Below are 26,402 nucleotides of genomic sequence, written 5' to 3'. Positions count from 1 at the left end.
CCTGGACGCCGATCGCTGAGATCCTGCTCCGCGCCACCGAGACCGATTCTGTGAAGTCGCACTGTAGAGATACCGCTCAAGCGCTATAGGCGGCGGGCATGGCGATGCTGCTGCCTGCGGCTGTACGCAGGCGGCAGGTGTTCCAGAGATCAGGCCGGGCGAAGGAGCATCGCGTCGTACACGGGGGATTCGGGGGCGTGCTTGATGCGTCCCATGATCTGGTAGCCCCAGAAGAGATACGCACCGTGCGCCGCCAGCACGCGCTGCTGCATGTGGAGGTCTTCGACCCGCAGCCGCACGGCGAGCTGGTGGCCGCGCGGCCGGGCCCGGACGCCGAGGACGACCGCGGCCTGGAGATCGTCGAGGCTCTGTGCCTGCGCTGGGGCCGTCGGCCCGATGCCGATCGCGGTGGGTCGGTGACATGGGCCTGCCTGCCGGTCCCCGGCGCCGAACTGGCTCAGCACGATCGTGGCGCCGACCCGGAACAGTCCTGCGAGGCCGGTAATCTGCCTCGGCCCGTGGCCACGATGCCTGTGCACCCCGCACCTGTGCCGTTCGAAGGAGACCTCGTGCCGCCCTCCCTGACGTCCCCGCCTACGCTCTACGAGTCATGGGAGGTACTCGCTGACGGCCTTCACGTCCAGCGCCTCGCCCTGCACCTGCCGCAGTTGCACGAGCAGCTCACCGTGCAGACGGCGGGGACCGGCATCACGGTTGCTGCCGTGGTCGCCCGTCCTGCCGAGGCGCCCACCGCACAAACCCTGGCGCTCATCGACGCGGCTGGCTTGAGTGCCTGGGTAGATCTGCCCGCCGAGCACGGCCGGTCCGATGCCGCGGTCAGCCCTTTGGCCAGCGCCGCCGAGGACGTCCACGCCCTGCTTCTGCCCGGCGTCACCGACGACGCGCTGCGCGGCGCCGTGCGAGTGGTCGCCGCTGCCTCGGCCTGGTGGGTCGGTGCCTTCGCCGCCATCCGGCACCTCGGCGTGCACCACAGCAGCCTCACGCCCGTCAAGGACACCGTCGGCTCGGACACACTGCACGAGGCGGTCCGCGTCGTCGCACTCGGCACCGCTCAACGCGTTCTCGCCCAGCAGCTGCGGCACGACGCGAGTGAGGAAGCGGTTCGGCTCGCGTACTGCCGGGCCGTCACCGAAGGAATCGTCATCGAGCCGACGCTGCCGGCGCTCCTGGAGAAGCTGGGCGAGCTGCGGCTCGTGGACCTGGTGACCACGTCGATCCCCTGGCGCGGCCGGTTCGCTAAGTACGCCGGAGGCACCGGCGCCGGGGAGGTGGAGTGAGCCGATGCAGAACGCGCGCAACCCGTTCATCGTCGTCGAGGGCCTGGACGGCACCGGCAAGACCACCTTGCGCAAGGGGCTCTTCCGCCTCTTCGAGGGCCTGTACCGGGTCACCCCGCTCGCGGTGCTGACCACCAACTTCCTCGACGCATCGGTGGCCGCCGACCTGGTCGAGGGCAAATACCAGCCGTCCGCCGACAACCGGTACCGCTATCTGGCCGCGATTGCCGCGGACAAGCAGGCCACCGCCACCCGACTGATCGCGCCGTCGCTGCCGGCACGCCCGGTGATCGCGGACCGGTGGCTGCTGTCCGAACTCGCCTTCTTCGCGGTCAAGCACGACCGGAGCCCGAAGGAGACCTATCCCCACCTCGCCGAACACCTCGACGTCATCCCCGACCTCACGCTGGTCCTCGACATCTCACCCGAGGCCGCCATGGAGCGGGCCGCCGCTCGCTCCGGCGACGCCACCCGCCCGGACTGGGACGTCCTGGACATCCAGGCCCGCGTCCGCGAGGTCTATCAGACGGTCACCGACGAAGCCGCCGCCTACCCGGCCCTGGGCCCGGTGGTCCGCATCGACGCCGCCAACGACCGCGCCACCGTCCTGCACACCGCCTGGCAGGCCCTCGACCAGCGTGGCCTGTTCCCTGAACTGTCCGAATGAGCCCAGTGAGCACGCACACGGACGCGGACGCACTGCCGCCGCGCTGACCCTGCTCGACCCCGGTTCCGTCTTGCCGCCGGACGACGAGGACCTGCCCTTGGCCTACGCCCTGGCGCACCAGCGGCTTGAAGGCGCCGAGAACGCCGCATACCGCCGCGACGCGACCACCCTCGACTGGTACCACAATGCTGCCGGGCCCGCCCTGGCTCGCCTGGCCCACTCCTCTCGCCTTGGCCTGCGCAGCATCAGCCGCTACCGTCCAGGACGGCAACCTCGTCCCATCATGAGCCCGAAGTTGGAGATCTTCTTCCCAAGAAGATCTGGAGGGCGGAGTCCCTTCCCGCGCGCCCTCGTGCTCCTCGGCGGATACCCAGAGTTCCACGAGTACGCCCGCGCCCACTTTTGTCTCCTTCGACGGGAAGGCTGAGGTGGCGCGACAGGTACGTCGGTGCCGGCGTTCAGATCGGGCCGTTGCCCGGCGTGGCCGCTGGTCCGGATGCGAAACGCGTGAAGTGCGCGGGCGGGTGGTCGATGGGCAAGTCGGGCCGCCATGCGGTGAGGATCTGGGCGCTGCACACGAACAGGCCGTCGGGGAGCTGGTCGAGCGGGTACCACGCCCAGTCGCCGACGCTCTCGTCCGGTTGCGTGGTCGGCTGTTCTTGCCAGGCGTGGACGAGCGCGCCGACGGTGACCCGCAGGACACCTTCGACGTGATCGACGAGCGTGCCCAGGAGCCCCACATCCTCGGCGTGAGCGACCAGCCCGGTCTCCTCGGCGAGTTCGCGGATCACCGCGTCTTCGAAGGATTCCCCGGCCTCCACGCTCCCGCCGGGCAGTTCGAGGGTGCCGCGGCGGTGCCGGCCCAGCAGGATGCCCTGTTCGCTGAGCAGGATCGCTCCGACGCCGACGGCCGCATGGGTGGCTGGCGCCCGGGTGCTGCGGGGGCGGCTGGAGACGCGCGCCGGCCGGTCGGGCAGGCGCCGGGCGCGGATGAGCTGCTGGATGACCGAGGCGCTCTCATCGGGGTGTGGCAGCAGGTCGATGGCTTCGACGCGGAAGCCGTACTCGGTGAGCAGGTCCTCCCACAGCTGCGGTGCCAGGACCCACATCTGTGTCGGCAGGGGCGGGTCGTCGCGCAGCAGGATCATCTGCTCGCGCGGCGCCACCTCCGTGGACGGACCGCGGCCGTGCAGGTCGGTGTGCAGGAGCGAGAGGATCAAGGGGGTGCCGGGACGCAGTCCGTCGCGCAGTGCCGGCAGCGAGCGGTGCGGGTCGATGAAGGCGAGCGTCCCGATGGCGTACGCGGCGTCGAACGGCTCGGCTCCGGCCAGGTACTCGGTCACGTCTGCTTGGACGAACTCCACGCCGTCAACGTCCGCGTGGGCGGAGATGGCGCGTTCGTGCTGGGTCGGGGAGAGCTCGATGCCGGTGACGCGGGCTCCGTGAGCCTGGGCAAGGTGGACGGCGTGGTGGCCGGCTCCGGAGCCGATGTCCAGGACGCGGCGGCCGGTGACGTCGCCGAGGACTTCTGCTCCCGGTCCGATTCCTTCCCAGGGCGTCCAGCCGAGCCGGTCGGGGATGGGCGGGGTGTAGGCGCGGGCCAGTTGGCGCCGGCCGTAGATCTGCCAGGCGCGGGTGTTGGTGTCCTCGGCGGGCACGGTTGTCTCCTGGTGGGTGTGCTGGGGGTCAGGTGTGCGTGATCAGGTAGGCGGGGCCTTCGCCGCGCCGGGCTCGTTCGATGGCGTCGAGGCGGGTGAAGGCGCGCGGCGCCATCAGCTCCTGCCAGGTCGCGAGGTCGTGGACGGTCCGCATGTCGTGCTCGGCGGGATCAAGGCGGATCCGGCCGAGCTGGCCGGCGGTCAGCCGGCCTCCGTCGAAGATGAGCCTTCACCTTGTTCAGTGGCAGGCGCGGCCCGGCGTGCAGGAAGTGCGTCAGGAGCAGCCTCGGCGTTCCCAGGCCGAGTTCGAGGCCCGTCTCCTCGATCGCCTCGCGCCGGGCGGTCTGCAGGGGGTCCTCGCCTGGGGCGTCCAGGTTGCCGCCCGGGAACTGCCAGAGTCTCGAGCCGTAGACCGAGCGGAGCTGGATGGGCCGGTCGTGCTCGTCGCGGATGTACAGGCAGCCGTAGACCGTGTGGTGGGGGACGGTCTGCGTGTACTCCTCGGCCGTCAGCGGCATGGGGTGGCCGGGCCGGGCGGGGCGGTGATCGAATGCCAGGGCGAGAGCGCCGAGGGCTTCCTTGGCCGGCGGGTAGATGCTGCGGAGGTTGGCGAGCAGTTCTCCGGGCGGCGCGTCCGGGTCGATGCGCGCGGTGTCCTCCGAGCTGAGCAGGTCCTCGAAGGAGGAGTACGGGGTGATCCGCTGCACGATGACGTCGAGTTCCCGCCCGGTGTCCCGGTCGTGGAAGACGACCGTGTCACCGACTGCGACGGCGCGCTTGTTCGGGGTGGCCACCCTCACTTCGATCGTCTTGCGGCCTGCTTCCACTTGGAGGTAGTACCGCCCGAGCAGGTGCATGTGGTGCTCGTGTGGTTCGTCTCCGGCCGCCGGGCTCGGGACGGCTGGGATCGCCTGCTGGGTGTTGTCAGGCATACGTGCCTCCGTTCGATGCGTTCCGTCCGTTGCGGTCTTGGGATCGCCACCGGGCCAGGGTGCGGTGGTCACGCTCCTGTGTTTCCGGAGCGGCGTGGGTGGCGAGGAAGTGGACGAGGATGCCGGCGCGTTAGGGCAGTTCGATCGGTCCGTAGCGCGCGTGCGGCTCCTGCCGCATCAGCGCGTCGTACCGGTCCGCTGCCGAGAAGTGCCAGAACTCGGTTCCATAGTTCGTGAAACCTGCGTTCTCCATGGCGTTGAGCAGCAGCGTGCGGTGGTGGCGCGCGCGATCGCTGAGGTTCGGGGCGTGAGTGAAGCAGGCACCGTTGCTTTCCTCGGGGGAGGCATTGACGCGGGTGCCGAGGTCGAGTTCGTGGCCGTTCTGGTCGACGAGGGTGACGTCCACGGCCGCGCCCGCGCAGTGGGGCGCGATCTCCGGTGGTGACACGTACCGGCTGGCGGCCTGGTGCAGCTGCTCAGCCGTCCAGCCGGGGTGAGCGGCGGCCAGCTCGTCCCGGTACTTGGTGAAGTAGCGCTGCTGCAGGGCCGGCGGCCGGTAGCCCTCGATGAACAGCAGGTCGGTGCCGGCGGGCAGGAGCGAGCGGGCGTGCTCCAGCCGGGCCAGGACGCCCTCGCGGACGTGGGCGAACGCGCCCAGCGGATCGTGCTTGCGGGGATCGACGCGGAAGCCGTGGTCACGCACGTCGACGAGCGGCTTCCCGCACTCGCGCACCGGGACCGCGGCGACCCGCGGATCGGACATCAACACCGAACTGCTCATCAACACCGAACTGCTCATCGAGTCTCCCTGTGACGGCTTGCACTGCGGTGGCGGGATGGGGGAGGCAGGGGCCAGGTCGGTTTCGCGCAGGATGCGTGCGATGGTGTCCTGCAGCGTGCTGTCGGCCGGGATCACGGTCTCCAGACCGCCGGGCAGCAGATCCAGCCCGCGGTACCAGGAGGTGAGGTGGCTGTTGGTGACCTGGGCCAGGTACGCGGCATCCGCCTTCGACGCGTGGCGGACAAACGTCGTTTCCAGCGGCACGTCCAGGTAGTAGCAGCGAGAGACGCCGCGGTGGTCCCGTACCAAAGACGTGATCATGTGACTGTAGCGATCGGCGTACAGGATCCCCTCCAGCACTACGTGAAAGCCGGCGTTCAGTGCTTCGCGTGCGATTCTGCCCAGCAGGGCGATGTTGGCGCCGCGCGCGGTGTCGTGTTCCCTGAGCACGTTCCGGCGGATCACGTCCTGGCCGATGATCGCGATACCGCGGCCGTAGTGATCTCGCAGGCCCTGAGCCACGCTTGACTTGCCTGACGCCGAGTTGCCGCGGATCACCACGAGGCGGGTGTCCTGACGGCCGGCCGTGGTCGCAGTGGACACACGGCGGTGTGTGCCGCTTGGGGTGCCGGTCATGCGGACGCAGCGCCGAGCCACGCGGCATGCCGGGAAGCGGCGTACTGCCGGGCGGGCGGAGCGGGACGCGGGGTGACGTGATCTGAAGCGGAGACGGGAGAGGTCACGTGGCTCTGCCTTTCGGGCGGTGGACGGGTGGGGGTTCAGCGCGGACCAGCTAGGGAGAGCGGGAGGTACCGTTGTTCATCCGGTGCTGCGGCTCCCCGCCCTACCGGAGACGATCGGCCAGTCCACGGTGATGCGGGTGTGCTTCTTGGCGAACACGTGCGGCTCATGGTCCGTGTCCGCCGAGTCACGGCCGGCTGCTTGGGCGGGCGGTGATGAAGGGGTAGCGGGCGCCGCGGTGGTTGCGCTGCCAGTACGCGACCTGCTCGGCTGCCTCCTGCGCGGCGAGGTGTCCTTGGTCGCCGTAGCCGTGGACGACGAACTCGTATCGGCCCTTGCCGTCGTCTCCGTCGCCGATGCGCTCATGGGTCAGCCGGCCGAGGGAGGCCCCACGGACGATGGCGGCGGCGGGCCAGTGCTTGGGCGGCGGGTTCAGGACTCCGTTGTCGCCGTCGGGGTCGACTTCCAGGCGGCAGAAGCCGGGCGTTGCTCAGGCTGTCTTTGGGGGCGCCGTCGTAGCGGTAGGTGACGTCGCGGATCTCGAAGCGCTCCGGTACTGCGGTCACGGGCGTGGTGCCGCGGGAGTCGGTCATGGCCTGGCCGTGGGCGTTGTCGAGGAAGTTCTGCCAGTCCTGGACGTACCAGCCGGTGCGCACGAGGCGGGCTCCGCCGTTGATGATGCCGCGCACCGAGCCGGTGGCGGTCTGGAGGGCGAAGACAGCGCCGCCTCCGGCCGCCAGGCTCATCCGGCCGGAGGCCAGGAGCCACAGCAGCGCTGCCCACACCGCGGTTGAGGCGATGCCGCCGGCCACTGCTCCGGCCAGCCCCATCCAGGCACCGGTGTTGGCGGCCTTGCGTTCGGCGGCGTTGACCGAGGCGGCCAGTCGCCGGTACCGGCCGATCAGGAAGGGGCCGGCGAGGCAGGCGCGCATCTCCTCGCTGGACTCCTGAGAGGCCATGTGCCAGCGCTGCTTGCCCAGCATCCGGCGGCGCCCGGAGGTCTCCAGCCCGGCGAGGTAGATCACCCGCGCGGAGCGGACGTAGGCGGCGGCCTGCGGCAGGCACGCGAGGAAAAGCAGGGGGAGGAGCAGGGGGTGCAGGACGGTCAGGACGGTGGCGCCGGCGGTGAGCGTGGCGGTCGCCGCGAGAACGTCTTGGGCTTCTTCGACGAGGTCGGGGGTGACCTGGGCTCCGCGGTCGGCGATGTCGTAGGCGTCGTTGTAGCCGGGCTTGTTGTTGGCGGCCAGTTCCGCACCGAGCGCGGCCTCGATCATCGTCAGCTCCGCTGCCCGGCCGAGTACCGGGCGCAGACGGCCGGTCAGCCAGGCGACGGTGATGCCCAGCAGCGCGCGCAGTCCGGTGGCGGCGGCGATGACGGCCAGCTGCGGGGCGGCGTCCCACAGCCGCTCCGTGATGTCACCTGCGGAGATCAGTGCGTTGATCGTGCCCGTGACGGCCAGGAGGCCGAGCGCGGCGAGGACGCCGGTCCCGATCTGGCAGACCAGCAGGCCGATGGTCGCGCCGCGGTCGACGCGCCAGGCCATCTGCACCGAGCGCCGCACGAGCGAGGGCAGGCGCCGTGCCATGGTGCGGGAGGTCAGCTGTGAGCCGGCCTGGAGCCTCGACTCGTCGCGGTAGAGGTACTCCTCCTCTCGAACACTGGCCTGTTGCGGTTCGTCGTCCGGCACGGTTCCTTTGGGTGGTTGCGGCGGCTGGTCCTGTGTAACGGCCGAGGTCATCGTTCCCCCTAGGACGGTCGCTGCGGCAGAGTCGTGAGGTTCAACGACGCGGCTGCGATTTCGAACACACGTCATTCGGTCGTGCTGGATATCCCGCTGTTTCCTGCGTCGAGGAACCCCGAGGGCGCCGGAGCCCTGGTCTGGCTTTGGGCGGCTGCGAGCAGGAAATGGCCGAAACGCCGACACCGACAAACAGCATCCGCAGTACGGCGCGGCGCCCCAGTCGTGCCCTCCTAGTCGGGATCGGGTTCAGCCTGCAGCAGCGTTTCCAGCTCTGTCTCGGCGTGGTCGACCGCGCCCGTCAGAGCCTCGTGGTGGCGGGCGGACAGGACGCCGGATCCCAGCCCGGCCGTGGTGATCACTCTGTGGAGCGCGTCTGCCGCGCAGTCGTCCAGGGCGGACCCGGCGAGGGGGTGATGCAGCGCTTCTCGTGCGGCGTAGGCGTCGAGTCGGGCGACGCCGACGAGGCAGTCGAGGATGCGTGCGGTATGGCGTCCGGTGGGGTCGAGTTCCAGGGCTGACAGGCCCACCCGGGTCTGGAAGGCTGCGGTCGGAGGATCAGGGAGGTCAAGGAGCTGGAGGGCGGCTTCCAGGGTGCGGTCGAGGTCGGGTTCAGGCATGGGGGCGGCTGTGGGCCGGCAGTGGGCGTGCAGAAGGAGGGCGACGGTTTCCTCCCACGGCTCGGTGGGCTGGCTGGTGTCGATCAGGTCGCGGGCCTGCTCGTCCAGTCCCTGCTCCATCAAGGCCATGATCTTGATCTGGCGGCCGTCGAGGAGCCGGTTGCCGATGCCGCGGTGCTGGGTCATGGCGTCGGCGGCTTCGGTCCACCGTCCGATGCGTGCGAGGGCGCGGGCGCCGTCCACGAGCAGAGCGATGTACAGCTCCTGGCATACCGCACGGTGGTCCTCGTCCGTGCCGGTCAGGGCCGCGAGGTCGACGGTGCGGCCGTCGATGTCGGTCTTGTTCCGGTGCCGGGCGGCGTCGTTGAGGCAGTGCAACAAGCTGTAGGCGAGTTCGCCGTGGCCTGCGCGGGTCTCCAGCCGGGCGAGGTTGACGAGCGGCATCAGCGACATGAGAGCGACCCGTCCGCTCAGGCGGCCAGCGTCGGCGAAGACCTGGTGCTGGCGCCAGCACAGGTCCTTGGCCAGGCGGGGCAAGCCGACGTCGGAGGCGATCAGCGCGGCGTAGTTGAGGACCCCGCAGGCGCGGGCCACCAGGTCGTGGTGGCTCACACCTGCGGGCGCGACGGTCAGCCCGGTGAGGTGGTTGATGCGCTCCTCCAAAGGCAGCGCGGGCGCCTTGGTGCGGCGGACCAGTGGAATGCGGCTGGCTATCGCGGGGATCATCGGCTCAGCCCTGGCGCGCCCAGTCGACGACCAGTCGGCTGTAGGGCTTGTCGACGACGAAGCGCGGGTCGCCCGCAGTCAGCCGGTCACGCGAGTCGGCGACAGCCATCCGGAAGTCCGGCTCGGGGGCGTCGTTGCCACCGGTCGCGTCCCAGGCGCGGATCTCGTCCACGACGCGCTCGGCGAGGCCGGCGCCGCCCTCGCCGTGGCCGATCACGCCGACCTCCCAGTACCGGCCCTTCTCGTCCTCGCCCTCACGGATGGTCAGGTACGCGAGCGATCCGCCGTCGAGGGCGGCCATGGAGCCCCAGCCGAAGTGCGGGGTGAACCCGGGGCGCTGGCCCGGCAGGCGGGACAGGCCGTTGGGCAGCACGCAGGCCAGGTACAGGTACAGCCACTCCCACGCGGAGCCCTGGCGGAACTTCACCCCGGTGTAGAGCTTGGTCTGTTGCTGGTCGAGGACGGTACGAAGGCTGTCGCGGTCGACGTCCTGCTCGCTGAACGTCTCCAGGCGGACGTTGCCGTCGCCGGCCATGGGGACGAGGGTGTAGACGTCGTCGCAGACGCCCTTGCGCAGCGGGATGAAGGTGGCCATCTCGCAGGAGACGGTCTTCCACATGTCCCCGTCGCGTTCGAAGGCGAAGGAGCGGGAGATGCTGCCGCGGATGCGCATCGGCAGGACCAGGCGTCCGCCGGGGGTGAGCTGGTCGAGGATTTTCACGGGGACGTCGCCGGCGCCGACGGTGAAGATGATCCGGTCGTAGGGGGCGTGCTCGGGCAGCCCGGCCGCGCCGTCGGCCATCACCGCGGTGGCGTTGTCGACGCCGGCATCGGCGAGGTGCTTGCTCGCGCCGGCGACGAGGTCCTGGTCGACGTCGAGGGTCCACACCTGCCCGCCGGGCGAGACGATCTTGCCGAGGAGGGCGGCGTTGTAGCCGGTGGCGGCTCCGGCTTCCAGGACTTTGTGGCCGGGGTGGGCGCCGAGCTGTTCGAGCTGGGTGGCGACGATGGACGGCGCGGAGATGCAGGAGATCATCTCCCCGTGCTCGTCGTGCTTGATCGGGACCGCGTCCTCCTTGTACGCGGCCTCCAGGTCGATGCCGGGCAGGAAAGCGTGCCGGTTGATGGTGCGGAACGCGTTGATGGCCGCCTTGCTGCGCAGGTGGCCGCTGTCGACGAGTCGCTGGGCGAGGGCTTCGTGCAGCTGGTTGGGGTCGGTTACGGGTGGCATGGTGGTCTCCATTCGAGGGAGGTTAGGGTCCGCGGAGGCGGACTTGGGGATATACACGTCGGCTCCTTCCTGGGCGGAAAAGGCGACGTGACGGCCGAGCCACGCGGTGGCCGCCTGCGCGTCGGCTGGCACGCCCGCGCGGTTGAACGCGAAGATCGCGTGATGGGTGATGACGCCCCGGATTCCGCGTATCAGCCGGCCGTCGGCGGCGAGTCGGCGCAGGCGGCGGCCGGCGTCCTCGAACGCGGCGACGCGCTCGACCCAGCCGGCTTCCGCGTCGGGCCGGAGGACGGCGTCCGCGTTCATCAGCCGCCGCATCGCGGAGACGGCTTGCTCCAGTGCGGGGCCCTGGGGTGGGGTGACGGGGGGCCGCAGGGCGGCCCACTGGGCGTACACGTCTCCGGCTTCGAACGGGTCCAGCCCGGCCTCGCGGATCATGGCGGACAGCAGCATCACGCTGCGCTCGCGGGCGCCAGGGGTGCCGGTCTCGGCGAGCGCGGCCGGGCTGTCGGAGCAGAACACGTCGTGCGCGACCGCCATGCCCTCGGGGCCGCCGAAGGCATGGGTCTCCGGCTCGTAAATCCCGCCCATCCAGCTGGTGATCACGCGGTCGGCGACGAGCTGGTCCAGAAGACCAGTGGTGGGCTGTTCGGTGCGTAGGCGCACGCCGGCGTCCTTGCGCAGGAAGTGAAAGCGGTGGTTGGCCAGCGCGGTCGCCAGGGCTCGGGCGGCGTCCCTGTGCGGGGCGAGGAAGGCCACGGATGCGTGCCACCAGGACGTGGCCGGAGGGATCGGCAGGTTCTCGTCGTCGAAGGTCATAAGTAGGAAACTCCTTGCAGGGCGGCAGGTTTGGGGGTCAGGTGAGCAGGAGGGCGCGGCTCCAGCCGGTGGTATCGGCGGCCTGCAGGGCGAGTTGGGCGCCGGCGCGGCCTTCCATGAAGCCGGGCTTGGGCAGGTGCTCCCAGCTGATGGCCAGCCGTCGGTGCAGGTCCTGGATGATCGGGGTGAAGCGGTCGGGTGCGGGGCTGTCGGCGGCGACCGCGCGGGTGAGCATCAGCAGCCCGGCCCAGCCGTGGCAGAGCGTGGAGTCGGTGATCCGGGCGAGCCGCAGTGGGTCGGTCAGGATGGTCGCGACGGTGTCCTCGGCCGCTTGGCGCCGGGCAGGGTCGCCGAGGACGAGCGCGGCGAGCTGCTGTGCGCGGGCGATGCCGGGCTGGCCATAGCACCAGGACTGGCGGGCCGGCTCCGACGCGGGTGGCTGCTCGGCGTCCAGGTGCGCTGTAGTGGACCAGTAGTGGACGCCGTGCCGGTCGAGCCAGGTCGCGAACGTGCCGACGGCTTCCTCCTGACCGGGGACGCTGACGCCGGCGCGCAGGGCGAGGGAGAGCACGGCCAGGGGCCCCGCGATGCCGTGAGCCATGCCGTTGTTGCCGTGCCCGCCAGCCATCTCCTTCCCATCCGGGCCGACCGCCGACCACCACCCGGGCAGCATCCGGCCGTCACCGCGGGCAGGGTGTGCGAGCGAGACGAGGCATGCGAGCACGTCAGGCAACCGGGGCGCGGGCGGTTGGCGGGACAGCAACAGGGCGGCGAGTCCGGTCAGACCGCGGATGAGGTCCCATTCGGTGAGGTGGGGCAGCGCGCCGGCCGCCTGACGGCGGTGTGCGGCGGCGAGTCGGGCATCCACGACGCGGTCTACGGCCGAGCGGACGTCGTCGCCGGCCCCGTGGACGCGTGCCAGGACGAACTCCAGGGCGGGCGCGCCGTGGAAGAGGCTGGCGTTGCTTCCGGTGCTGACCCCGCGGGCGGTGGCCTGGGCGAGGTGGCGGCGGGCGGTGGCCAGGTTACGGCGCTCGAGGTCGAGCAGGGCCATCCCCAGGGGCCCCTCGGACAGGTCCTGCGTACGGGGCACGGTCGTCGTGGTCATGAGCGCCTGGCCAGGGGGACGACGATGCTGTGGGCCCGGCCGCCGATCCACCCGTCGGCGTCCGGCGGGGGCGCTTCATGCAGGGTGGCGATGCCGAAGGGGCTGGCGTCCAGGTGCGCGCGCAGGAGGTCCAGGTCGACGTCGCGGCTGAGGTCGAGGGGCAGCTGCTGGTCGTCCTCGGCGAGTAGAACCCGCTCCGGCACCCGGAACCGAAAGCGCCAGGCATGGAGGTGGTCCGCCCACTGCTGGATGGGGGCGGTGCGGGCGGGCAGCGTGCGGCTGCGGATCTTCCACCGGGCGGCGGTGAGGATGGTGCGCCGGTAGGTGAGGGCCGGGGTGAAGGGCAGGGTCCAGGCGGCGCCCCAGTCGAACCAGGTCACCTGAGGGGAGGCGGCCCGGCTGATCTCGCCGAGGAAGCGGGCCATCGGCGGGGTGTAGTTGTTCCACAGGAAGTTGATGGCTGTGGGGGCCAGCAGCTCCAGCGGCTTGCCCGTCGCCGTCTCCACCAGCTGGGGGCGACCGTCCGCGAGGGTGACCGACAGGTCGCGGGGGAAGAGGACGTGCGGGGCGGGGCGGCGTAATTCGCCGACGCTGACGACGCGGAGCAGGGCCTGGGGCGCGCGGGTGAGCAGGTCGGCCGGCACACGCCCGGCGTGGAAGGAGAGCTGCGCGAGTTCCGCCTGCGGATCGACCGTGGGCAGGTTCGCGTACGCCGTCTCGATGCCGGGGAACAGGTGCCAGAACCGGCCGGTCATCGATCCGGCCGAGCGGGAGACGGTCAACACGCACAGCCGGAAGTCGCCCCGGTCCAGGGCCGGAACAGAGGGCGCGTGGACCTGCGCGGCCAGTTCGAGGTGGGGCGCCAGGTCGTGAGGTTTGGCGCCGGCCGCTGCTTCCAGTTCCTCGATCATCGCCCCGGTCACCGTGACGGTGCGGCTGCCTTCGGCGGCGGCGGTGCCAGCCAGCTCCAGCAGCAGACGGTCACGCCGGGACATCGGCCGAGGCGGTTCGCTCGCCGTCACGAACCCGGCCGGGAAGCCCACGCCCCGATCGGGATCCGTGGCCACCTCCACCGGCACCGTGGTGTTCTCGCCGTAGCGTTCGGATAACTGTTTGATCCACCGCCGCCAGGTCGGTGTCCCGTTCGGATGGGTGACCAGGCGGGCCAGGATGGTTGCCGCGGTCTCCGCTTCGGTCAGCACCTGTTCGTGCAGCCGCACGTCGGCGTCCAGCCGCAGGTCGCACGCGGTCCGCAGGCTGGCTGCCTGAGTGCGTGCTGCGGGCGGTAAGACGTCGGTGGGGTCGGCGACGGTGGCGGGCGCGCGCAGCGAGGAGCGCAGCAACCGCACCCGCAGCAGTTCACCGAGAAGCTGATCACGCGCGGTGCCGCTCACGGCGGGGAACTCCGCGGCCAGCTTGGCGGACAACTGGCGGTACCCGATCGGTGATCGGGCCAGGTCGAGTACGAGACGCAGCGCAGGGTTGAGGGCAAGGCGGAACTCGGCATCACCCTCGGACGGCACGTGGATGTGCTGGTCGCGTTGCCGGATCAGGGTGTTGACGCACACCTCCGCGTCGGCCATGCGCGCAGTGTCGCTCTCCCAGGTGCTGAGCATCTCCTCGAGTTCTACCGGTTCGGGGCGCGCCACAGCTTGGTGCTCGTCGCCGATGCGGACGGACGTGGCCTGGTCGAAGTCGAGCGGGGCGACGCCAGCGAACAGGCCGTAAGGGGTGGAGCGGCGTGCGTAGCGGATCGCATAGCGGGCGGTGGACAGCGCCGCCCGGCGCATCCGGCGCACCTTCGGTGTACGGCCGTCGATGATGGCCTGCACCTGCTCGACGAGGTGAGGGCTCGCCTGCGACACGGTCCGGCGGAAGTCGGTGTCGGACCAGACCGTGCTCAGCCACGCGCGCCACTCTTCCGCAGGCGCCGTGTGCGTCGGCCAGGGTGGCATGGCGGGTTCGGTCGTGTGTACCGCGGCGCGCAGCATGGCCTGCCCCGCGGCCTCGTACAGGCTGGGCCGGTGCCGTGTCATCAACGCTCTCCTCAACTTCTGGCGTGACGGGCGGGGGCGGGCCGGACGAGGGGAAGCCTCGTCCGGCCCGCGTTGCCGGGGTGATCCGGCTTATGAGGTGGTGCAGGCGCTGGGGCAGGAGCTGCCGCAGGTGTCGCCCGTGCTGCACATCAGGACCGTCTCGGTCGCCGGCGTGCCCTCGATGAAGGTGATGTCGAGCCCGAACGGGTCGTCGTCGGTCTTCACGAGGTCCGTCTGCGCGGGAGCGGTCGGCCTCTCGGCCTGGATGGCGGTCATGCATGCCTCCTGGGAGTGGTGGATGGTGCAGGATCCCGGAGCCCGGTAGGGCCCGGAGTTTGCTGCCAGACGGCGAAGGCCGGCGAAATTTCCTGAGCAGTCGCGTGTCCGGAGGTTGGCGTGCCGTGTCGTCAGGCTGCCGCGGGCTGCGCCCGCGAGCGGTTCTTCGCGGCCTGGTCCAGTACGCGGGTGAAGTGTTCGGCCCGCTCGTCGCCTTCGGCTTCCTGGGCGCGGAGGTCGCCGAAGCGGGCCCAGTACCGCCGGCAGACATCGCTCTCCATCAGCTTCGCGGCGTACCACGGCAGATGTCCGGCACGGACGAAGCCGAGGCGGTCGCGCAGGCTGAGCATGCAGATGAGCTGGTTGGCCTTCAGCAACTGCATGTACTCATCGGCGTCCATGTCCTCGGGCGCCCAGAGCTTGGCGAAGTCGGAGTTGGTGGACAGATGGTTAAGCCAGTCGAGTTGGTTCCGGGTGAGGACCACCTCGTTCCGCTCGGCCTGGTGCCGCGCGTCCTGCCGGAGCCGGGCGGCTCCGACCACGGCAGTGGTGAGGGAGACGGCTGCACCGGCAGCGAGGACGGCGTTGGTGAGCTTCATCTGTCAACAACCCTTTCGGAGAGTGAAGTCGCTGCCGTAAGCCGACTGGTGTTGAAGCTTGAGTACTGCTTCTTCACGTGGCCCCCGCGAGGACGATGGTCGGGGCTTTATCGGCAGAGCCGTCGGGCGTGTACCGACGGCGCACGGCCTTCAGAGCGACAGCGATCGGCGGCAGACCGACGGTGGCCCTGCGTGCGTCGACTGACTCCGGCGCGCGCAGTGGGCACAGCTCGATGCCGTCGGCGCACAGCAGGAGCTGGGTGCCGTACTCCTGGTCGCGCCCGCTGGTGACGAGGGCGCGGTCGTGCAGGTGCGCCCAGTGTTGGACCAGGGCGTCGTCGGCCTGCACCGCACGCCCCAGCAGGGTGGTGGCGGCACGCTGGAAGGCGGGATCGTCGTCACTGTGCAGGGCGATGCTCCACGCGGCACGGGCCGCGTCGGGGCCGACGAGACGGTGGCCGGGCCAGTCGTGCTCGGCCAGGATGCGGCGCAGCACTTTGGTGTTGGCGTGGTCGGTATGCCGACCCTGTCCGAGTTGGACGGCGTCGAGCTGGTCGCGTACGCGCTCGGCCCGGTGCGCGGCCGATTCCGTGGCGCGGGCGATCAGCTCGCGGGCGAGGTCGAGCCGCTGCGGCTCGTCGGTTGTCATGCGTTGCTCCGATCGTCCGGGGCCGGCTGAGGCGCATGGACCTGGCAGCTGATCAGCGCGCGGAGCCCGGGGCGGTGCTCGGCGAGGAGTTCGAGGCGGGCAACTCGATCGCCGTCGCGTCCGGGGCCGGATCCGCCCACGTCCCAACCGGTGTCGGTGAGCCGACGCAGGAGGGCAGCGAGGGGTTCGGCTTCAAGGGCATGGCGAGCCAGGGTCTCGGCCCGTACGACGTGGAGGTCGAGTCGGGCGGCGAAGTCGGACGCCCACAGGGTGATCAGGCGGGTGATGTCGTCGGACTGGCCGGGAAGGGTGTGGACGCAGCCCAGGAAGAGGCAGGGCCCCTGGCCCCATCCGAGGTCGGGGGTGTGCTCGAGGATCATGCAAGACAGCAGCCTCCCGTCCTCGAACAGCCCGGCGGACAGGGTCTGGGCCTCGCGGAACTGCGCGGGGATGTTGGCTCGGGCGGGTACGGGCAGGCCGTGCAGGGTGAGCCAGCGTTGGCGGTCCTGGACGAGGGCGGCGGCTTCCTCACGCTCGGCCGCGGTGCTCAGCATGCGCATCTCGTAGATGGCGGCCGGCGGCGCCTGCGTGAACGGGACGGGGGCGGAGCGGTCCTCGCTGGCCGTGGGGGTCGCGGGCCGGGTCACTGGGTCGCCCCGCTTCGCGTCGCGTGGGCGGCTTGCTCGGCCGACAGCAGCTGCCAGCTGTGCGCCAGCACCACCAGCTCGGTGCTGTCCTGTGCGTCCGTGTCGGCGAGGAGCTGGTCGAGTGCGTCGCGCACGTCGGCCGGGGCGAGGGCGGCGGCGAAGGCGATGTCGCGGGGCAGGGTGTGCTCGGCGGCGGCCTTGAGCAGGCTGATCTGCTCGGGGCTGAGATCCGGAGCGGGCCGCTGCGGTGTCGGGGCGGTGATCTGGCCGGAGGCGAGGAGGCGGTGGGCGACGACGGCGAGGGAGCAGCGTTCGGGACAGGCCAGCTTCCAGCGCACGGTGCGCAGCGTGGAGTGGACGGTGTTCGGCTTGAGCTGGGTGGCGGCTGCGATCTCGCGGGCGTCCAGCCCTTTGATCACGTGCTGGGCGATGCGCTGTTCGGACGGGGTGAGGGGCTGTGTTAGGGCGAGGGCGGTCATGGCAGGGTTCCTCGTTGAGGGCCGGTCAGTCGGTTGTCGTGGGGCGCAGCAGGACGGGGACGCTGGTGTGCCCGTTGCTGATGAGGCTCGGCAGGCGCTGCAGGTCCTCGCGCCGGGTGGTGAGCTGGGCGTTGGGGAAGCGCTCGAAGAACAGGCGGAGGGCCGTGGCGACTTCGAGGCGGGCCAGCGGGGCACCGAGGCAGAAGTGGACGCCGTGCCCGAAGGCGAGGTGCTCCTTGCTGATCCGGGTGGCGTCGAACTGGTCGGCGTCCTGGTGCAGGCCGGGGTGCCGGTTGGCGGCGGCGTAGGAGGCGAGGACGGCGTCGCCGGAGTGGATGATCTGCCCGTCAGGGAGCGGGATGTCGGTGAGGGCGTAGCGCAGGGGCAGGTGCTTGACTGCGGGCTCGTGCCGCAGGGTCTCCTCGACGATGTCCTGCCAGGTGCACCGTCCGTCCCGTACGTGGGTGAGCTGTTGCGGGTCGGACAGCAAGGTGGTGAGGGCCTGGTCGATTACGTTGACGGTGGTCTCGTATCCGGCGCTGATCATCAGCAGGAGCGTGTCGCGCAGTTCGGCGTTGTTGAGGGTGGAACCGTCGCCTTCCTCGTCGCGGGTGGCGATCAGCAGCGAGGTCATGTCCTCGCCGGGTTCGGTGCGTTTGGTGGCGATGAGGGCGTCCAGCTGACCGTAGAGGGCGGCGGCGTTGGCAGCCTGTTCTTCGGCGGTGAGGTGGGTGGCGAACACGTTGTCGACCACGGTGCGGAACTCGGCGCGCTGGTCGCCGGGGACGCCCATGAGCTGTCCGATGACGGCGATCGGCAGCGGGTAGGCGAGGTGCTCGCGCAGGTCGGCACTTTCCCCGGCCGGGATGGCGTCGAGGTCGTCGAGCAGCCCGGTGACCAGGGTCTCGATGTCCGTCTGGAGGGCGGCGGTGCGGCGGGCGGAGAGGGCGGGGGCGACCATGCGGCGCAGGCGGCTGTGGTTGGCGCCGTAGGCGGTGAACATGTTCTCCACCGCGACCCACAGGGCCAGCGGCCAGGTGGGGACGGTCTCGGCGAAGGCCGGCCAATGGGCGCGGCCGTCCTTGGAGACGTCCTTGCTGGTGAGCAGTTGCTTGAGGAGGGCCGGGTCGGAGACGGACCAGGCGCGCACGCCGAGGATGTCTACGAGGGTGGCAGGGCCGCGCTCGCGTAAGGCCCGGTGTTCGGCGCCCGGGTCGCTGCCGGTGGGGTCGAGGACGAGTATCTGCTGTTCGGGCACGTCGGGGTCTCTTTCAGATGGCGGGGAAGGTGACCGGCAGGGTCACCAGGGAGCGGTGGAAGGGGCCGGGGCGCCAGGTGAGGTCCTCGCGGCGGGTGGCGAGGTCCATCTCGGGCAGCGCGTCGAGGATGTGGAGGATGGCGGCCTCGGCGATGAGGTAGGCGTGCGAGCTGGCCGGGCAGCTGTGCGGGCCGGCGCCCCACGCGAGATGGGCGCGGTTGCCCAGCGGCGCGCGCCCACCGAGGTCCGGGTCGTTGTTGCAGGCGGCGTAACTGATGACCACCGGCTCGTCGGCCGGGAGGAGGTAGCCGCCGACGTCGGCGGGCCGGGGCGGATAGCTCATGGAGAAGTTCGCGAGCGGCGGGTCGCGGTACAGGACCGTGTCCAGGGCTTCGCGGACGGAGGCGTCGCCGGCGTGCAGGTCCCCGGAGAAGTCGGGGTTGGTGAGCATCTCCAGGAGGGTGTTGGTGATCAGGTTGGTCAGCGGTTCGATGCCCGCGCCGTAGAGGGTGATGAGCTGCTGGCCCATCTCGTTGTCGTTCAGTCGCGCGACGTGGACGAGGAGCCTGCTGGTCACGTCGTCGCCGGGATGTGCCCGGCGCAGGGAGACGAGGTCGGCGACGGCTTGGGCGAGGATCTGGTTGCCGCTGGAGGCGTTGACCCCGTCGAAGATTTTCGACATGCCGTCCGCGATCCGCCGCCCGACCTCGTCGGGGCAGCCGAGCAGGTGGCTGAGCGTGTTGAAGGCGAGCGGCCAGGCGTACTGGGCCAGCAGGTCGGCCTTCCCCTCGGCAGCGAAGGTGCTGATGGTCCGGGCGGCTACCTGTTCGACGTGATCGCGTAGCGCGTGCTGGTCGACGGTCTGCAGGGCGGCGGTGTTCGCGGCCCGGTAGCGGGCGTGCTCGGCGCCGGCGGAGCGCAGGGCGTTGGGCCGGTACTCCATCATCGGCCGGATGGAGCAGGTATCCGGGACGGTGGTCTGCCACCGGCGCGGGTCGGCGGGGAAGCGCTGCGGGTCGCCGAGGATGTGGCGGGCCGCCTCGTAGCCGACGACCAGCGTGGCGGGCACGCCGGGCGCCAGGTCCACCGGGACCAGGGGCCCGAACTGCTCGCGCATGCGCCGGTAGGAGGCGTGCGGGTCTTGGGCGAAGTCCGCCTCGTACAGGGAGATGCGAGGGGGCGCGGTGCTCACGGTCGGGGCTCCAGACGGTGCGCGAGGTGGGCGAGGTATTCGGTCAGATGGATCAGGGTCTGCATGCACGACGCCCGCTCGCGGGCGTCGCACACGCTCAGCGGGGTGTGTTCTTCCAGGGCGAGCGCCTCGTGGATTTCGGTGAGCGGGTAGCGGGGTGCGCCGTCGAACTGGTTGACCGCGACTGCGTATGCCACTTCGGTCTCTTCGAGAAGGGTGAGGATCTCGTGGGAGGCGTCCAGGTCGCGAGGGTCGACAAGGACCAGGGCGCCGAGGGCACCGACGATCAGCTCCTCCCACAGGAACCGGAACCGGGCCTGGCCCGGGGTGCCGAACAGGTACAGCACCAGGTCGTCCCCGAGGTGCTTGCGCCCGAAGTCGATGCCGACGGTGGTGGTCGACTTCTCCGGCGTGCGGGCCAGGTCGTCGACCAGAGCGCTGGCCCGGGTGATGGTCTCTTCCATGTGCACGGGCGGCACTTCGGAGACGCTGCCGACGAAGGTGGTCTTGCCCACGCCGAAAGCTCCGGCGACCACGATCTTCGCGGTCGCCGTCACCGTCGGTGCGACGAACCGGTCAAGCGTGAGCGCGGAGGCCATGAAGGACCCTTTCGATCAGTGAGGCGGGAGGGCGTTCGTCGTCGTGGCCTTGGGCGAGAGTCATCAGTCCGAGTCCGATGAGGTCGGCGACGAGGATGCGGGTGGTCGAGGGCGGCAGGGCGAGTTCGGAGGCGATCTCGGCGACGGCCAGACCGCCGCCGCGGGAGCCGGCGAACAGAGCCAGCAGGCGGCGAGCGTCGGCATTAAGTCCGGGGTGGGTGCCGGTCGCGGCGAAGACCACGCTCTCCAGACGCACGTCCGTGCTGGGGCGGGTACGTCCGCCTGTGCGGACGTAGGGCCTGACCAGGTCGGGATCCTGCCGCGGCCTGCTCATGCCGGCGGTGCTTCCACGCCGCTGGTCACCCGGGTCTTGACGCCCAGTTGGTCGCCGACACTTCCCGCCAGCCGCAGGGCGGCCTCGCTGATGACGCCGATGTCGACGTGGGGGCTGCTGGTGCGGACGGCGAGCATCGTGTTCTCCCCGGCCGGGATGAGCAGGGAGATGTGGTCGACCGACTCCATGACGAACTGGCGCACGCCCCCGCCGCCGGTCTCGTGGTCGTAGGCCCGCGACGCCGCCCACAGTGTCGAGGTGATGGCGGCGATCTTCTCCGCCTGCTCCTGCGGGAGGCGGGGCGTGTAGTCCGGGCTCATGCCGTCGGCCGCGACGAGCACGGCGTACTCCACTCCGTCGGTCTCCTCCAGGCGCTCCAGGAGCCAGCCGATGTTCTTCTCGCTCATACCTCGTGTCCTTGCTCGTCAGGGGTCGGGGAGGGGGCGGCGTCAAGTTCGGCGCGTGCCGCCTGAGTGCCGTGGGCCCAGGAGACGATCACGCTTGCGCGTCCCGGCTCCGCGTTGACCGGGCGGCGGGCTGGAGCAGGTGCCGGGGTGCCGCGCCGGTTACGCCGTGTCAGCCCGCTGGCTGTCGTCCCGGCAGCGGCCGACGCATCGAGGCGCTCCTCTGCCGGCGGGTGTGCCGGCACGGGGACGGGCTGCGGTCCTCGCGCGGGCTGGGCCAGTGCGAGGCGGCTCTCCGGGACGGGGGCGAGCGCGCCTTGCGGGACGCTGTGCGCCGCAGGGGCGGGTGCAGGTGCGGCCTCGGCCACGGTGGTGAGGAGGTCCTGGGGAAGGGTGAGGAGCGCGCGGGTGCCCAGCAACGCGTTTGGGGCCTGGACGTCGATCCGGAAGCCGTAGGCGCGAGCGAGAGCGGCGGCGACCCGGAAACCGGTCTTGGGCAGGGCGCCGAGCTGTGTGATGTCGTCGGCGCGCTGGCCGGTGAGGATGTCCCGGGCCTCATCGAGCTGCTCCGGCGTCATCTGCAGGCCGCTGTCGTCCACGATGACGGTGACCCCGTGGTGGCCCTGCTCGAAGGAGACGTGGACGCGGGACTGCGGCGGGGAGAACCGCAGCGCGTTGTCCAGCAGAAGAGCGAGGGTGTGTACCACGGGCCCGACGACATGGGTCTTCACCGCCAGGGGCAGCTCCTGCGGCGCCACGCGCTGGTAGTCCTCGACGTAGCCCATCGCGGCCCGCACCACATCGGTCAGGGTCGTGGTGGTCCAGTGCCGGGTCAACTTGCCGCCGGCCAGGACGGTCCAGCCCTGCGCGACCAGCAGTGTCTGCTGGACGGTGCGATCGATCCCGGTCAGTGTCTCGAAGGCGGCGTCGTCCTGGTGCGCCCTGACCCCCTCGCTGACCCTGCGGCTGGTCCGGGCGGCCATGCCCACCAGCGCCGACGATACGCTGCGCACCGCGGCCTCGGTCGACCGCACAGCGTTCGCCTGCACGCGGGCGATCTCCGCTTGCGCGTCGGCGTGCGCACGGCGCAGCTCCTCCGCCCCGTGCGTCTTGATCTGTTCGATCTCCTGGTGCGCGGCGTACCGGATGTCGTGGACGATGGCCTGGGCGAGGCCGGCGGTGGCCTTGGCCGCGAGCTCCAGCCGCTCGCCGACCGTGGTGCCGGTCAGCTCCGGTGCCGGAATTGGCGGAGCAGCCCAGCCGCCGGACGTGTGGATCTGTGGCAGCACCTCTTGGACCAGCCGGTCCAGGGCCTGCTCGGTGGCCCGCTGTTCTCGGCCCAGGAGATGGGCCTGATGCCGTGCCGCGAGCCAGCGGCGACGGGTGACCCAAGCTGCCGCTCCGGCGATGACGGCCGAGAGGGCGAGCAGGACGAGGGTGGTGATGGCGAGTGTGTTCATCAGACGCTCGCCGCCACGAGAACGTCCGCCTCGGCCGCAGACGCACCCGCGCCGAGCTGCTGCAACAGGAGCGCGGATCCGATGACCCCGATGTGGCTGTACGCCTGCGGGAAGTTGCCCAACTGCCGCCCGCTGGTGGGGTCGTACTCCTCGGCGAGTAGGCCGAGGTCGGTGCGCAGGGCCAGCAGCCGATCGAACAGTGCACGGGCTTCGTCCAGGCGGCCGGTCAGAGCGAGCGCGTCGACCATCATGAACGAGCAGAGGAGGAAGGTCCCCTCGTTCCCGGTCAGGCCGTCGATCCCAGTGCGCTTCCCGGCGGTGCGGTACCGGTGTACGAAGCCCTCGGGGGTGGACAGATCCCGGCGCACCGCTTCCACGGTTCCGATCACGCGCGGGTCGTCCGGCGGCAGGAAGCCCACCCGGGGGATCAGCAGCAGGGCGGCATCGACCTCCTGTGATCCGTAGGACTGGGTGAAGGTGTTGCGGACCGGGTCGAAGCCGCGCGTGCACACCTCGTGGTGGATGGCCTCACGCAGCTCGATCAGCGCGAACAGATCGGCTTCCATGGCACCGGCCTCGACCAGGCGGATGGTGCGGTCGACGGCCACCCAGGCCATGATCTTGGAGTGGACGAAGTGCCGCCGCTCTCCACGCACTTCCCAAATCCCCTCGTCGGGCATCTGCCACCGCTCGGCCAGGTGCTCAACGAGCCGCTGGTGGAGAACCGTGGTGTCCCCGCACGGGGCGACGCCGCTCTCGTGCGCGAGGCAGAGAGTCTCGATCACGTAGCCGTAGACGTCGAGCTGCACCTGGTCGGCCGCGCCGTTGCCGATCCGGACCGGCGCGGAGTTCTCGTATCCGGGCAGCCACCCCAGCTCCCGCTCCGACAGGTCCCGCTGGCCGGTGATGCCGTACATGATCTGCAGGTTCTCCGGATCGCCGGCCACCGCTCGCAGGAGCCATCGGCGGAAGGAGCCGGCCTCCTGGCGGAAGCCCGACCCGAGCAGCGCGGCCAGGGTGGTGGAGGCATCGCGCAGCCAGGTGTAGCGGTAGTCCCAGTTCCGTTTGCCGCCGAGTTCCTCGGGCAGCGACGTGGTCGGCGCGGCGACGATGCCCCCGCTGGGCGCATACGTCATCGCCTTCAGGGTGATGAGCGAACGGAGGACGGCGTCGCGGTAGGGCCCGGTGTAGGTGCACTGGCTCGTCCAGTTCTCCCAGAACGCCAGGGTCGCCTCCAGCGCGGCTTCGGGCTCCGGAATCTCGGGCGGGCAACCGTGTGACGGGCTCCAGCTCAGTACGAAGGCCACGCTGTCGCCGGCGGCGACCGTGAAAGAGCAGACGATCGCCCCGTCCTTCTCCCGCTGCTCGGTGGCCGTGTCCAGCCACAGTGCGTCCTCGCCGCCCTCGGCCACCATGCGCCCGCCCGCCTCGTGGACCCACGGACTGATGCGGCCGTAGCCGGGGCGGGCGCGCAGCGCGGACACCATGGAGACTTGACCGGCCGTGCCTTCCACGATCCGGATCACCTGCGGGGCTCTGTTACGTGGCGGCATGAAGTCGGTGACCGTCACGCTGCCCGAGGAGGTCGTCCACACCGTCTCCAGTACGAGGGACTCACCGAGGTAGCGCCGCTCGGCACTTGCTGCTGCGCCCTCCTGGTAGGCGGCGGCGGGGGCTATGCGCCATGCCCCGTGCTTCTCCGAACCGAGCAGGGCCGCGAACGGGGCCGGCGAGTCGAAGCGGGGCAGGCACAGCCAATCGATCGAACCGTCATCGCAGACGTGGGCGCTGGTCTGCATATCGCCGATCAGGCCGTACTGCTCGATGCGCGGAAGCCGTTTCATCGTGTGGATCTCCGTGAACCCCGCGGGTCCGGGGCGGTATCGGGGCCGCCGCAGCGGCCGGGAACGGTGGGCAGAAGGCAGGTCGGTGGTCACCGGGGTGAGGGAGGAGCGTTGCCGGGCGGCGGCAGGTCGTCGACGGCTCGTGCAGGACCGGCCGCCCGCTCACCGCGAAGCACCAGCCAGGCCGTCGGCCCGAGGACCAGAGCGATGACGACGGCACCGGTCACCGTCATGTCCGCGGCACCGAAGCGGCGAAGACCAGGCAGGCCAGGGCGAGGGCGAAGACGGCCCCACGCAGCACGTTGACCGTGGGCTTCCGCCAACGCCGCCCGCTCTCCACGCTGATCGGCCCGGGACCGCCGCGTTCCACGTGTGCCATCAGCTCCTGGGTGGCCTCGGCGAGCCTGACCAGGTACACCCGGCTGGGAATGAAGCCCTCGGGGAGGCTGTCAGAGCAGAGCTGCTGCGTGCGCAGCAGAGCGGGGGTGCCTGGAGGAGTCCGAGCGCCCAACTGGGCGACGTGGCCGCGCAGAAGGCGAACGAGGTCCTCCACATCGGCAGCGCTCCCGGGCAGTGGTGAATCCTCGCCCAGTACCAGCGTCACCGTCTCCGACGCGGCCACCACGTGATCGCGCTCCGGCGCCGGCGCCTCAGTGACGGGTGCTCGCCGCCCGCGCACGCTCGCGAGCTGGTTGCCGTCTCGGCGAGGGTCCAGCGAAAGGCGCATGACACAACTCCTGTTCGGATCAAGCCAAAGTGAGCCGAGACCACCGGTCGGAGCCGACGGCTGGCGTGCGAAGTGAGTGATCTGGCAGCTACGTTGAGCGAACCGCGAATCCCGCCCGAGGGGTATGCCTACGCGGACGGGAAGGCCGCCAAAGGCGCCAAAGATCATTTCGGAACCGAGGGGCAGTCCATGGCCCGTGAACGAAACGCCGCCCTCGCCGCACTCCTGCGTGAAGCAGGCTGGTCCCAGCCGCAAGCAGCCTCTGCCGTCGCCAGGGTGGCCGCGGAGTGCGGAGTGCATGAGCTGGAGGCGATCTCCCGCTCGCACATCTCCATGTGGGTGCTCGGCACGAAGCCGAGTGGCGGAGCGCCGCATATCCTGCGCGAGACGCTGTCCCGCAGGCTCGGCCGCCGCCTCTCCCTGGCCGACCTCGGGCTGGAAGAAGAGCCGACAGGCACGACCGACACCGGATCCGACTGGAGCGTCGACCCTCTGACCGCACTGGCCGAGCTGGGAAGCGACGATCTCGACATGCACCGACGCAAGCTGCTGGCTACCGCCGCCTACTCCGCAGCCGGTCTCGCCCTGCCCACCACCTCGTGGTGGGCAGCTGCCCCCGCCGCAGCGGCGAGCCGCCGACCGGCCTCGTCGCGCTCGGTGACCCAAGCCGACGTTGACGACGTCCGCGACCTCACGGTCTACTACTCCGCGCGCGACCAGCAGCGAGGCGGCGCATCCGGCCGCAAGGCCCTGGCCAGCCACCTGCTCGACGAGGCGGTACCGCTGCTCGGCGGCCGATTCCGTACAGATCAGCTCCGCCGCGACACGTACTCCTCCGTGGCGGAGATGACGTACCTCGCCGGCTGGATGGCCTTCGACGCCAGTGAACACCGCACCGCCCAGCGCTACCTCACCATCGCCGCCAGGATCGCGGCGGAAGCCGGCGACGGACCGCTCGGCGGCCACGTCCTGCGCGCCCTCGCCCACCAGGCCGTCGACCTCGGGCATTCGCGCAGGGCGCTCGCCCTGGCGGACGCCTCGATGTCCCGCGACCGCTACGGCCAGGCCAGCCACCGCGAGAAGGCGCTGCTGGCGATCGTCCACGCCCGCGCACTCGCGGCCGACGGCGACCGAGCCGGCACCCTCGCGGCCATCAGCCGCGCAGAGCGAGACCTCGCTCGGGCCGACACCAACGAAGCGCCCGCCCGCGTCGGCTTCTTCCAGGAAGCCTCCCTCGCCCACGAGACGGCCTGCGCTCTGCGCGATATAGGTCAGCCCCTCGACGCGGAGGTCCACTTCAAGCGGAGTGTGGCCACGCGCCGGCGTCAGCAGTTCGCCCGTACCCACAGCGTGACGCTCGGCTACCTCGGCGCAGTCCAGGTCCAGCGGGGAAACCTCGACGAGGCGTGTGCAACCTGGAACGAGGCACTCGACGCCATGACGGGCGTCCAGTCCGGCCGGACGCGTGACGTCATCGTCCGAATCCAGAGCGATCTCTCGCCTGTCCGGCAACGCGGAGGCCGCCATGTCACCGCGCTGGACCGCCGAGCACGCGGCATGCTCCGGGCCATAGGCTGA

25 protein-coding genes and 1 pseudogene are annotated in these 26,402 nt (G+C 70.8%); 3 read left to right on the top strand and 23 right to left on the bottom strand.

Annotated features, from left to right (window positions below; genetic code table 11):
* Positions 1-98 precede the first annotated feature (98 nt).
* Both ADK41_RS41600 and ADK41_RS08060 read left to right on the top strand, forming a co-directional pair.
* Entirely contained in the window at positions 99-1,298 is a 1,200-nt protein-coding gene (locus ADK41_RS41600; protein WP_158717674.1) for a hypothetical protein, read from the top strand.
* Between the two features lie 4 nt (positions 1,299-1,302).
* Complete coding sequence (locus ADK41_RS08060; protein WP_030827462.1) at positions 1,303-1,965, top strand: dTMP kinase; 663 nt, start codon at positions 1,303-1,305, stop codon at positions 1,963-1,965.
* Between the two features lie 458 nt (positions 1,966-2,423).
* On the opposite strand, the gene ADK41_RS08055 is transcribed toward ADK41_RS08060, so the two are convergent.
* From ADK41_RS08055 to ADK41_RS07955, 23 genes and pseudogenes are all read right to left on the bottom strand, one after another.
* Entirely contained in the window at positions 2,424-3,623 is a 1,200-nt protein-coding gene (locus tag ADK41_RS08055; RefSeq protein ID WP_037804304.1) for a bifunctional class I SAM-dependent methyltransferase/NUDIX hydrolase, read from the bottom strand.
* A 28-nt stretch (positions 3,624-3,651) separates the two neighbouring features.
* Entirely contained in the window at positions 3,652-3,777 is a 126-nt protein-coding gene (locus tag ADK41_RS43885; RefSeq protein WP_267883147.1) for a hypothetical protein, read from the bottom strand.
* A 16-nt stretch (positions 3,778-3,793) separates the two neighbouring features.
* Positions 3,794-4,555: an NUDIX domain-containing protein gene (locus ADK41_RS08050; RefSeq protein ID WP_234318809.1), complete on the bottom strand. Its 762-nt coding sequence runs from the start codon at positions 4,553-4,555 to the stop codon at positions 3,794-3,796.
* Positions 4,556-4,685: 130 nt separating this feature from the next.
* A complete protein-coding gene (locus tag ADK41_RS38920; RefSeq protein WP_078661968.1) occupies positions 4,686-5,897 on the bottom strand; it encodes a M15 family metallopeptidase in 1,212 nt (403 codons plus the stop codon).
* Positions 5,898-6,553: 656 nt separating this feature from the next.
* A pseudogene (locus ADK41_RS08040) lies at positions 6,554-7,816 on the bottom strand (ABC transporter); the annotation flags it as partial.
* 233 nt (positions 7,817-8,049) lie between these two features.
* On the bottom strand, positions 8,050-9,162 hold the full coding sequence (locus ADK41_RS08035; protein ID WP_037804302.1) for a hypothetical protein: 1,113 nt from the start codon (positions 9,160-9,162) through the stop codon (positions 8,050-8,052).
* A 4-nt stretch (positions 9,163-9,166) separates the two neighbouring features.
* Positions 9,167-11,212: a methyltransferase, FxLD system gene (gene fxlM, locus ADK41_RS08030; protein WP_030827448.1), complete on the bottom strand. Its 2,046-nt coding sequence runs from the start codon at positions 11,210-11,212 to the stop codon at positions 9,167-9,169.
* Between the two features lie 37 nt (positions 11,213-11,249).
* Positions 11,250-12,320, bottom strand: a complete 1,071-nt coding sequence (locus ADK41_RS08025) for a lanthionine synthetase C family protein (protein WP_030827445.1) — start codon at positions 12,318-12,320, stop codon at positions 11,250-11,252.
* Positions 12,317-14,356: a lantibiotic dehydratase family protein gene (locus ADK41_RS08020; protein ID WP_234318806.1), complete on the bottom strand. Its 2,040-nt coding sequence runs from the start codon at positions 14,354-14,356 to the stop codon at positions 12,317-12,319. Before ADK41_RS08020 ends, ADK41_RS08025 begins: the two co-directional genes overlap by 4 nt.
* Positions 14,357-14,446: 90 nt before the next feature.
* Positions 14,447-14,632, bottom strand: a complete 186-nt coding sequence (locus tag ADK41_RS08015) for an FxLD family lanthipeptide (RefSeq protein ID WP_030827439.1) — start codon at positions 14,630-14,632, stop codon at positions 14,447-14,449.
* A 131-nt stretch (positions 14,633-14,763) separates the two neighbouring features.
* Positions 14,764-15,231, bottom strand: coding sequence for a DUF6082 family protein (locus tag ADK41_RS08010; RefSeq protein WP_030827437.1), 468 nt, complete (start codon positions 15,229-15,231; stop codon positions 14,764-14,766).
* Positions 15,232-15,304: 73 nt separating this feature from the next.
* Positions 15,305-15,880 (bottom strand): DUF6624 domain-containing protein, encoded by a 576-nt coding sequence (locus ADK41_RS08005; RefSeq protein ID WP_030827435.1) that lies wholly within the window; start codon positions 15,878-15,880, stop codon positions 15,305-15,307.
* Positions 15,877-16,449, bottom strand: a complete 573-nt coding sequence (locus ADK41_RS08000) for a hypothetical protein (protein WP_030827431.1) — start codon at positions 16,447-16,449, stop codon at positions 15,877-15,879. Before ADK41_RS08000 ends, ADK41_RS08005 begins: the two co-directional genes overlap by 4 nt.
* Positions 16,450-16,523: 74 nt before the next feature.
* Complete coding sequence (locus ADK41_RS43880) at positions 16,524-17,006, bottom strand: LuxR C-terminal-related transcriptional regulator (protein WP_030827425.1); 483 nt, start codon at positions 17,004-17,006, stop codon at positions 16,524-16,526.
* Between the two features lie 25 nt (positions 17,007-17,031).
* Positions 17,032-18,264 (bottom strand): cytochrome P450 family protein, encoded by a 1,233-nt coding sequence (locus tag ADK41_RS07990; RefSeq protein ID WP_030827423.1) that lies wholly within the window; start codon positions 18,262-18,264, stop codon positions 17,032-17,034.
* A 13-nt stretch (positions 18,265-18,277) separates the two neighbouring features.
* On the bottom strand, positions 18,278-19,456 hold the full coding sequence (locus tag ADK41_RS07985) for a cytochrome P450 (protein WP_030827419.1): 1,179 nt from the start codon (positions 19,454-19,456) through the stop codon (positions 18,278-18,280).
* Positions 19,453-20,055, bottom strand: a complete 603-nt coding sequence (locus ADK41_RS07980) for a GTP-binding protein (protein ID WP_030827416.1) — start codon at positions 20,053-20,055, stop codon at positions 19,453-19,455. Before ADK41_RS07980 ends, ADK41_RS07985 begins: the two co-directional genes overlap by 4 nt.
* On the bottom strand, positions 20,033-20,389 hold the full coding sequence (locus ADK41_RS07975) for a DUF742 domain-containing protein (protein WP_030827413.1): 357 nt from the start codon (positions 20,387-20,389) through the stop codon (positions 20,033-20,035). The genes ADK41_RS07980 and ADK41_RS07975 overlap by 23 nt, the downstream gene beginning before the upstream one ends.
* The gene (locus ADK41_RS07970) at positions 20,386-20,796 is read right to left on the bottom strand and encodes a roadblock/LC7 domain-containing protein (RefSeq protein ID WP_030827410.1); all 411 of its coding nucleotides are present in this window, start codon (positions 20,794-20,796) and stop codon (positions 20,386-20,388) included. Before ADK41_RS07970 ends, ADK41_RS07975 begins: the two co-directional genes overlap by 4 nt.
* On the bottom strand, positions 20,793-22,253 hold the full coding sequence (locus tag ADK41_RS07965) for a sensor histidine kinase (protein WP_051843185.1): 1,461 nt from the start codon (positions 22,251-22,253) through the stop codon (positions 20,793-20,795). Before ADK41_RS07965 ends, ADK41_RS07970 begins: the two co-directional genes overlap by 4 nt.
* A complete protein-coding gene (locus tag ADK41_RS07960; RefSeq protein ID WP_030827404.1) occupies positions 22,253-24,097 on the bottom strand; it encodes a glycoside hydrolase family 15 protein in 1,845 nt (614 codons plus the stop codon). The genes ADK41_RS07965 and ADK41_RS07960 overlap by 1 nt, the downstream gene beginning before the upstream one ends.
* Positions 24,098-24,186: 89 nt before the next feature.
* A complete protein-coding gene (locus ADK41_RS41595) occupies positions 24,187-24,330 on the bottom strand; it encodes a hypothetical protein (RefSeq protein WP_158717673.1) in 144 nt (47 codons plus the stop codon).
* Entirely contained in the window at positions 24,327-24,824 is a 498-nt protein-coding gene (locus ADK41_RS07955) for a DUF6415 family natural product biosynthesis protein (RefSeq protein ID WP_234318805.1), read from the bottom strand. The genes ADK41_RS41595 and ADK41_RS07955 overlap by 4 nt, the downstream gene beginning before the upstream one ends.
* A gap of 189 nt (positions 24,825-25,013) precedes the next feature.
* On the opposite strand from ADK41_RS07955, the gene ADK41_RS07950 reads away from it, so the two are divergent.
* Positions 25,014-26,402, top strand: a complete 1,389-nt coding sequence (locus ADK41_RS07950) for a Tat pathway signal protein (RefSeq protein WP_199821777.1) — start codon at positions 25,014-25,016, stop codon at positions 26,400-26,402.

Source organism: Streptomyces caelestis, from assembly GCF_001279005.1.
Lineage (GTDB): Bacteria > Actinomycetota > Actinomycetes > Streptomycetales > Streptomycetaceae > Streptomyces > Streptomyces heliomycini.
Note: the sequence above shows the minus strand (reverse complement) of the source record. Positions and strands in the feature narration are given on the sequence as shown.

Coding starts and splice junctions, on each gene's coding strand:
- ADK41_RS41600 (WP_158717674.1), top strand. CDS start 99: ATGGCGATGCTGCTGCCTGCGGCTGTACGCAGGCGGCAGGTGTTCCAG.
- ADK41_RS08060 (WP_030827462.1), top strand. CDS start 1,303: ATGCAGAACGCGCGCAACCCGTTCATCGTCGTCGAGGGCCTGGACGGC.
- ADK41_RS43885 (WP_267883147.1), bottom strand. CDS start 3,777: ATGCGGACCGTCCACGACCTCGCGACCTGGCAGGAGCTGATGGCGCCG.
- ADK41_RS08050 (WP_234318809.1), bottom strand. CDS start 4,555: ATGCCTGACAACACCCAGCAGGCGATCCCAGCCGTCCCGAGCCCGGCG.
- ADK41_RS08035 (WP_037804302.1), bottom strand. CDS start 9,162: ATGATCCCCGCGATAGCCAGCCGCATTCCACTGGTCCGCCGCACCAAG.
- fxlM (WP_030827448.1), bottom strand. CDS start 11,212: ATGACCTTCGACGACGAGAACCTGCCGATCCCTCCGGCCACGTCCTGG.
- ADK41_RS08025 (WP_030827445.1), bottom strand. CDS start 12,320: ATGACCACGACGACCGTGCCCCGTACGCAGGACCTGTCCGAGGGGCCC.
- ADK41_RS08020 (WP_234318806.1), bottom strand. CDS start 14,356: ATGACACGGCACCGGCCCAGCCTGTACGAGGCCGCGGGGCAGGCCATG.
- ADK41_RS08015 (WP_030827439.1), bottom strand. CDS start 14,632: ATGACCGCCATCCAGGCCGAGAGGCCGACCGCTCCCGCGCAGACGGAC.
- ADK41_RS08010 (WP_030827437.1), bottom strand. CDS start 15,231: ATGAAGCTCACCAACGCCGTCCTCGCTGCCGGTGCAGCCGTCTCCCTC.
- ADK41_RS08005 (WP_030827435.1), bottom strand. CDS start 15,880: ATGACAACCGACGAGCCGCAGCGGCTCGACCTCGCCCGCGAGCTGATC.
- ADK41_RS43880 (WP_030827425.1), bottom strand. CDS start 17,006: ATGACCGCCCTCGCCCTAACACAGCCCCTCACCCCGTCCGAACAGCGC.
- ADK41_RS07980 (WP_030827416.1), bottom strand. CDS start 20,055: ATGGCCTCCGCGCTCACGCTTGACCGGTTCGTCGCACCGACGGTGACG.
- ADK41_RS07975 (WP_030827413.1), bottom strand. CDS start 20,389: ATGAGCAGGCCGCGGCAGGATCCCGACCTGGTCAGGCCCTACGTCCGC.
- ADK41_RS07970 (WP_030827410.1), bottom strand. CDS start 20,796: ATGAGCGAGAAGAACATCGGCTGGCTCCTGGAGCGCCTGGAGGAGACC.
- ADK41_RS07965 (WP_051843185.1), bottom strand. CDS start 22,253: ATGAACACACTCGCCATCACCACCCTCGTCCTGCTCGCCCTCTCGGCC.
- ADK41_RS07960 (WP_030827404.1), bottom strand. CDS start 24,097: ATGAAACGGCTTCCGCGCATCGAGCAGTACGGCCTGATCGGCGATATG.
- ADK41_RS41595 (WP_158717673.1), bottom strand. CDS start 24,330: ATGACGGTGACCGGTGCCGTCGTCATCGCTCTGGTCCTCGGGCCGACG.
- ADK41_RS07955 (WP_234318805.1), bottom strand. CDS start 24,824: ATGCGCCTTTCGCTGGACCCTCGCCGAGACGGCAACCAGCTCGCGAGC.
- ADK41_RS07950 (WP_199821777.1), top strand. CDS start 25,014: ATGGCCCGTGAACGAAACGCCGCCCTCGCCGCACTCCTGCGTGAAGCA.